This is a genomic window from Poseidonibacter sp. (genome assembly GCF_041821165.1).
GTDB lineage: Bacteria > Campylobacterota > Campylobacteria > Campylobacterales > Arcobacteraceae > Poseidonibacter.
In genome coordinates, this window is record NZ_JBGUES010000141.1 from 1 (window position 1) to 6,204 (window position 6,204).

6 protein-coding genes and 1 rRNA gene are annotated in these 6,204 nt (G+C 26.7%); 3 read left to right on the top strand and 4 right to left on the bottom strand.

The genetic code is table 11. From position 1 onward, the window contains the following. Positions 1-143 precede the first annotated feature (143 nt). Positions 144-259 (top strand): 5S ribosomal RNA (gene rrf, locus ACERKK_RS10180). A gap of 342 nt (positions 260-601) precedes the next feature. Here the strand turns inward: rrf and ACERKK_RS10185 are convergent. Genes ACERKK_RS10185 through ACERKK_RS10195 form a run of 3 tightly spaced genes read right to left on the bottom strand, consistent with a single transcriptional unit; the run spans position 602 to position 3,463 of the window. After that, positions 602-1,063: a hypothetical protein gene (locus ACERKK_RS10185; RefSeq protein WP_373772975.1), complete on the bottom strand. Its 462-nt coding sequence runs from the start codon at positions 1,061-1,063 to the stop codon at positions 602-604. Further along, the gene (locus ACERKK_RS10190) at positions 1,053-1,568 is read right to left on the bottom strand and encodes a peptidylprolyl isomerase (protein ID WP_373772976.1); all 516 of its coding nucleotides are present in this window, start codon (positions 1,566-1,568) and stop codon (positions 1,053-1,055) included. The genes ACERKK_RS10185 and ACERKK_RS10190 overlap by 11 nt, the downstream gene beginning before the upstream one ends. Before the next feature lie 20 nt (positions 1,569-1,588). Continuing rightward, positions 1,589-3,463 (bottom strand): peptidoglycan D,D-transpeptidase FtsI family protein, encoded by a 1,875-nt coding sequence (locus ACERKK_RS10195; RefSeq protein WP_373772977.1) that lies wholly within the window; start codon positions 3,461-3,463, stop codon positions 1,589-1,591. Between the two features lie 28 nt (positions 3,464-3,491). Between ACERKK_RS10195 and ACERKK_RS10200 the strand changes: the two genes are divergently transcribed. Both ACERKK_RS10200 and ACERKK_RS10205 read left to right on the top strand, forming a co-directional pair. After that, positions 3,492-4,739, top strand: a complete 1,248-nt coding sequence (locus tag ACERKK_RS10200; RefSeq protein WP_373772978.1) for an FtsW/RodA/SpoVE family cell cycle protein — start codon at positions 3,492-3,494, stop codon at positions 4,737-4,739. Continuing rightward, entirely contained in the window at positions 4,736-5,764 is a 1,029-nt protein-coding gene (locus ACERKK_RS10205) for a UDP-N-acetylglucosamine--N-acetylmuramyl-(pentapeptide) pyrophosphoryl-undecaprenol N-acetylglucosamine transferase (RefSeq protein ID WP_373772979.1), read from the top strand. The genes ACERKK_RS10200 and ACERKK_RS10205 overlap by 4 nt, the downstream gene beginning before the upstream one ends. Here ACERKK_RS10205 and ACERKK_RS10210 read toward each other — a convergent pair. Beyond that, positions 5,729-6,204 (bottom strand): undecaprenyl-diphosphate phosphatase (locus ACERKK_RS10210; protein WP_373772980.1); only part of this gene is annotated, 476 nt, incomplete at its 5' end. The two genes, ACERKK_RS10205 and ACERKK_RS10210, sit on opposite strands and share 36 nt — an antisense overlap.

The window sequence follows — 6,204 nt, forward strand, 5'->3', positions numbered from 1 at the left end:
GGCCGCTGCCAGCTCTTGAGTTTTTTAATTAGCTTAGCTCAAAACATCTATCATGTTTTTAGCTAAGCTTTTTTTTTAGGTTGTTTATTCATTTTGAATTTAGTATAAAGAATATATATTAGTATTTTTTATACTCAATTTTTGCTGGTGGTTATAGAGAAGTGGCAATACCCAGTTCCATTCCGAACCTGGAAGTCAAGCACTTCATCGCTGATAATACTGCAGGGTCCCCTTGTGGAAACGTAGGCCGCTGCCAGCTCTTGAGTTTTTTAATTAGCTTAGCTCAAAACATCTATCATGTTTTTAGCTAAGCTTTTTTTTTGCCCGATTTTTTACAATGCTTTTCTTCTTTCAAATTCTTTTATTCTTATTTCTTTCATCTTTTTAACTAATTATTAACTCTTTATTTTGCCTATAGAAGCTTTTTATTATTACATTATACTTTTACTTTAGGATTTAGTTTTCGCTCTTTATATTGCTTTATGGAGTTTATACATAGGGGTTTCGATTTGTAGTTTTTTATGAGTGTTGTTTATATCTTATATATTACTCTGATGGCTTCTATTTAGAATTTTTATAATATGTGAATAAGATATTTAAATTAAATAAAGTATTGTGAAATATTCATTGCATACCAAATAATTGAAAAATTAAATAAAAATATAATTAGTGATGTTGTTCTTGATATTAGTTTTTCTTTAAATGTTCTATCTCTTCCTTGAGCTTTTAAAGATATATACATATGTAAAGCAGTTGCTAATAAAATTAGACTTACAATTATTAATTTTCTATATAAAAGTTCACCAAATTCACTATTTATAAACTCTTGTGTAAATATTTGTGAATAGAGGTTATGTTGATTTAATAATAAAGCACCTGTGATTAAAAGTAATGTAATCCAGATTAGTTGAAAGTAACCATAAAATGGTCCAATATATGAGTATATTATTTTTTGAACTTTAGGGTCTTTAAAATAAATACCCATTCCAAAAAGTAATAATCCGCCGCCAACCCAAGTGGCAGCGGATATTATATGTATAAAAAGAATTATATTAGTTAGCATCTTTTTCTTGTTTTATTTCAATTGAAACAATTTCATCATTTTGTGAAATAGAATCAAGAGTAATAAAACTATCTTCATCTTCGTTTTCAATTTCTCCAAATACTGTATGACCACCATCTAAATGAGGACAAGGTACAAAACAAATAAAGAATTGACTTCCACCAGTATTTTTTCCTGCATGAGCCATTGATAAACTTCCTTTTTTATGAACTTGTTTATCTGCACTTGTTTCACAATCAATTGACCAATCTGGACCACCTGAACCAGAACCATTTGGACAACCACCTTGTGCCATAAATCCTGGAATTACTCTATGGAAGTTTAATCCATTATAAAATCCATCATTAGCAAGTGTTGCAAAGTTTGAAACTGTATTTGGTGTTTCTTGATTAAATAATTTAATCCAAATTACACCATTTTGTGTAGTGATTTTAGCATATTGAAATTTTGCTAATTCTTCAGCTGTATAATCATATTTTTTATTTTCTTTTGAAAATCCGAACATTTTAATCCTTAATATTGTATTTAATTAGATGGAATTATATCGTTTTTTGGTGTTAGATAGTTTAATTTAACTAGATTTTGGGTAATTTCTTTAAAGACAGGAACAGCTGACCATGAGGCATAATAGTAATACCAATACTTTCCTGTTGAATTAGGATTTATTACAGTTACACCTATTGTATAAGAGTTGTTTTCATCATTTACAAAACCAAAAAAAGATGAAATATATTTTTTTAAGTATTTACCTCTTCTTGCAATTTGTGCAGTACCTGTTTTTCCTCCAATTATTAGTCCATCAATTTTAGCAGCTTTTCCTGTTCCTTCATCTACTGTTTTAATTAATAATCTTTTAATTTCATCAGCTGTTTTTTTTGAAATAATTTTTTCTGGTTTATTTGTATTTGTAGGATATTTTTTTCCATCATAAACTAAATGTGATACAATTTTTGGTGTTGTAATATATCCATCATTATTAAAAACAGAATAAGCTTTTAATACTTGTACAAAAGTTGATGTCATACCTTGGCCATAAGATACAGTTGCTTTAAATACATTATCTTCATTTTTAGCATCATTTGCAGTAAACTGCCAAACCTTTGGCATAATACCTCTTTTTTCATATGGTAAATCAATTCCCGTTTTTTGAGTAAATCCAAATTTCTTCATTCCTTTATAAAATTCAGTTCCTGATAATCTTTGGGCTAATTGTAAAGTTCCAATATTTGATGAGTATATTACAACATCATCTAATGTTAAATAATTTTTTTTAAATCTATGGTCATCTTTAATCGTATATCTATCTAATTTATATTGTCCTTTTGGATATTCACCTTTTTTATTAGGTCCTCTAAAATCATTGTAAGCATTAAATAATTCATTTTTCTTAATTCTATTTTTATCCATTACTAGTGCAATTGAAATTGGTTTAATTACTGAACCTGGCTCAAATTGATACTCTATTGCATTTACATTTAATGATGGAATATCTTCTTGTTTTATTCTTTCTGGATTAAATCTATTAGATGATGCTAAACTGATAATTTTACCAGTTTTACTTTCCATAATTGAGACAATTATCTCATCAGCAGAAAGTTTTTCTTTAAAATGATCAAGAGTTAGCTCAACATTTTTTTGTAATTTTAGTGGGATATTTAAATTTAAAGTTGCGCCATCTACTCTTTTTTTGATTAATGAGTTTTTATCAAATGAAATATAAGATAAAACATCTCTATTTCCTTTTAATATTCCATCTTTTGATTCATTTAAAATTTTATTGTATTTTTTTTCTAAACCTTTTATACCTCTTACTTTTGTTTTACCTTTTTTAGTTTCATATTTTGAAATATAACCAACAACAGGTGTTAAAGTATCTTCATATGAAAATATTCTTTTTTCTCCACTTTCACTAATATTAAGACCTCTTAATATTTTACCACCACCGAAATTTCTTGGAATAAATATTTTTAACTGAATTAGTTTAAAAGCTAGTTCTTTTAAGTTTTTTGCAGTTCTTGAATCAATACTATATGATAAAACTAAATTTCCAGGATTTCTTTCACCTTCTTTTAATTTTTTATCTAAAACTTTATAACTAATATTACTATAAATTGAAAATAATTCTAAAAATAATTCTCTTTTATCTTTTGCTAAATATCTTGTATCAATAGAAGCTCTATAAAGTTTTTTTGATGAAGAAATTTTAAAATTATCAGCACTTATAATATCGCCTCTTACTGATAATTCATTTTTTTGACTCTCTAGGGTTGGCATATTTCTATATTCAGAAATAGTTCTAAAAACTGAAATTATTAATATAAATAAAAATAAAATTATTATGCTATATAATATTAGAATTTTTTTTGTTTTAGTATGGTTTTGTAATTTATTTGAAGACATATTTATCCATATTATTATATAATGAGATATGTATTCTAACAAAAATCAGATTAAATCAAATAAACATTACATTGATAATCGAGCAGATTACACATTGTTCTTATTAGTTTCTTCACTAATGGTAGCAAGTGTTATCTTTTCATACTCATTAACTATATATACAGTAGAATATTATGGTTATTCTGAATTTCATTTTTTTATTAGACAAATTGGTGTTGTTATTGTTTCAATATTAATAATGTGGACTCTTTCACTTATAAATCCTGAAAGAATTGTTAATAACGTCGGTATGGGACTATTTATAGCATTCTTTTTTATTATGGCAATAATGCCATTTTTGCCAGCTTCAGTTGTAACAGCAGCTGGTGGTGCAAATAGATGGATTAGACTTCCTGGTTTTTCACTTTCACCTGTTGAATTTTTTAAAATTGGATTTATATATTTCTTATCATGGTCATTTCATAGAAAAGTAATAGATCAGCCTAAAAAATTAGGTTTAAAAGCTGAATCATTACTTCTAGCACCTTATTTCTTAACATTTTTCGTAGTTGTATTTATTGTAGCTTTTTTACAAAAAGATTTAGGACAAGTTGTATTATTAGGTATTATTTTAGTTGTATTATTAATTTTTGCAAATAGATCTTTTAAAATATTTTTACTATTAGGTGGTACTGCATTAATTGGTTTAGTTGGTCTTATTTTAGCAGCACCACATAGAATTAAAAGGATTCATTCTTGGTGGGCAATGGTTCAAGATGGAATTTTATCAGTTTTACCTTCATGGGCAGAACAATATTTAAGAATTGATGAATTACCTGAACCTTATCAAGTTTCACATTCATTAAATGCTATGCATAATGGTGGTTTCTTAGGACAGGGTATATCAAATGGAGATGTGAAAGTTGGCTTTTTATCGGAAGTTCATACGGATTTTGTTTTAGCTGGAATTACAGAAGAGGTTGGTTTATTAGGTTTAATATTTTTAGTAACAATTGTCTCTATTATAATTTTAAGAATTTTTAGAATAAGTAGAAGAGTTAAAAACCCGATTTACCATCTTTTTTCTTTAGGTATTGCTTTAATGATTATAATTGCATTTTTAATTAATTCTTATGGTATATCAGGAATGATTCCAATAAAAGGAATTGCTGTACCACTACTTTCTTATGGTGGGTCTTCAATGTTAGCAATGTCAATTGCGATTGGTTTGGTTTTATCTATTAGTAGAGAAGTAGAAACAGGTAATTTAAAAAAAAAGCAAGGTAAAAAACAATGAAAAAATCAATAGTTATTACAGGCGGTGGAACTGGGGGACATTTAAAAGTTGCCGATGCCTTTATTGATGAATATTTTAATAGAGGTTATAATGTAATTTTTATAGGTTCTTCAAATGGTTTAGATAAACAATGGTTTGAACATGATGATAGATTAAAAGAGAAATATTTTTTAGATACAAGAGGTGTTGTTAATAAAAACCTTATTGGAAAAATATTTTCTTTATTAAATATTTTAAAAAAAACATATTTTTGTTTAAAAATATTCTCAAAATACAAAATACAAACTGTTTTATCTGTAGGTGGTTTTTCAGCAGCAGCTGCTACATTTGCATCAATTATCAAACCTTCTTGTAAGCTTTTTATTCATGAACAAAATTCACGTATGGGAAAATTAAATCAAATCACATCAAGATTTGCAAGTGAACTTTTTTCATCTTTTAATAATAATTCAGTAATAAAAGATTATCCAGTATTAGATGTATTTTTTAAAAAAGCAAGAATAAGAGAAGATATAAAAACAATTGCTTTTTTTGGCGGTTCTCAAGGTGCTGTCGCTATTAATGATTTTGCTTTAAAACTTGCTCCTAAACTAAATGAAATGGGAATAAAAATAATACATCAAACAGGTAAAAATGATTTTAAAAGAGTTAGAGATGAGTATAAAAAACTAAATATAAATGCTGATGTTTTTGATTTTACAAAAGATATTCCAAATAAAATGCAAGAAGCTGATTTTGCTGTAAGTAGAGCTGGTGCTTCAACTTTATGGGAATTATGTGCAAATGCTTTACCAACATTTTTTATTCCTTATAAGTTTGCAGCAAGCGATCATCAATATTATAATGCAAAAGATTTAAGTACTAAGGGATTATGTTTTTTACAAAGAGAAGATGAATTAGATGAAGAAGTTTTTTTTAAAGCAATAAGTTCAGATATAAAAAGCATTAGTGAACAATTGAAAGATTCAATTAAACCTAATGCTGTTTCTTTAATAGTTGATGTTATGACTAAAAGCGAAAAGTAAAAATACACCAAATATGATTCTATAAATACCAAAAGATACAAAAGTAAAGTTTTCTAAAAATTTAAGAAAAAGCTTAATTGCTAAAAATGCAACAACAAATGATACGATAAATCCAACAGCAAGATTTAAAATATTTGCATCTGAAAGTAACTCTTCATGATGTTTTAATAAATCATAAGCTGTTGTTGCACACATAACAGGAAATGCTAAAAGAAATGAAAACTCAGCACTTGCTTTTCTATTTAAACCTACAAGCATTGCCCCAATAATACTAGAACCGGCTCTTGATGTTCCAGGAATTAATGCAAAAATTTGAGCAAAACCAATCCATGCAGCTTGTTTATAAGTTACATCTTCTACATCTAAAGTATGTGTTTCTTTTTCATTATAAAATTTTTCTACAATTAAAAATATTATTCCACCTATTATAAACATATAAG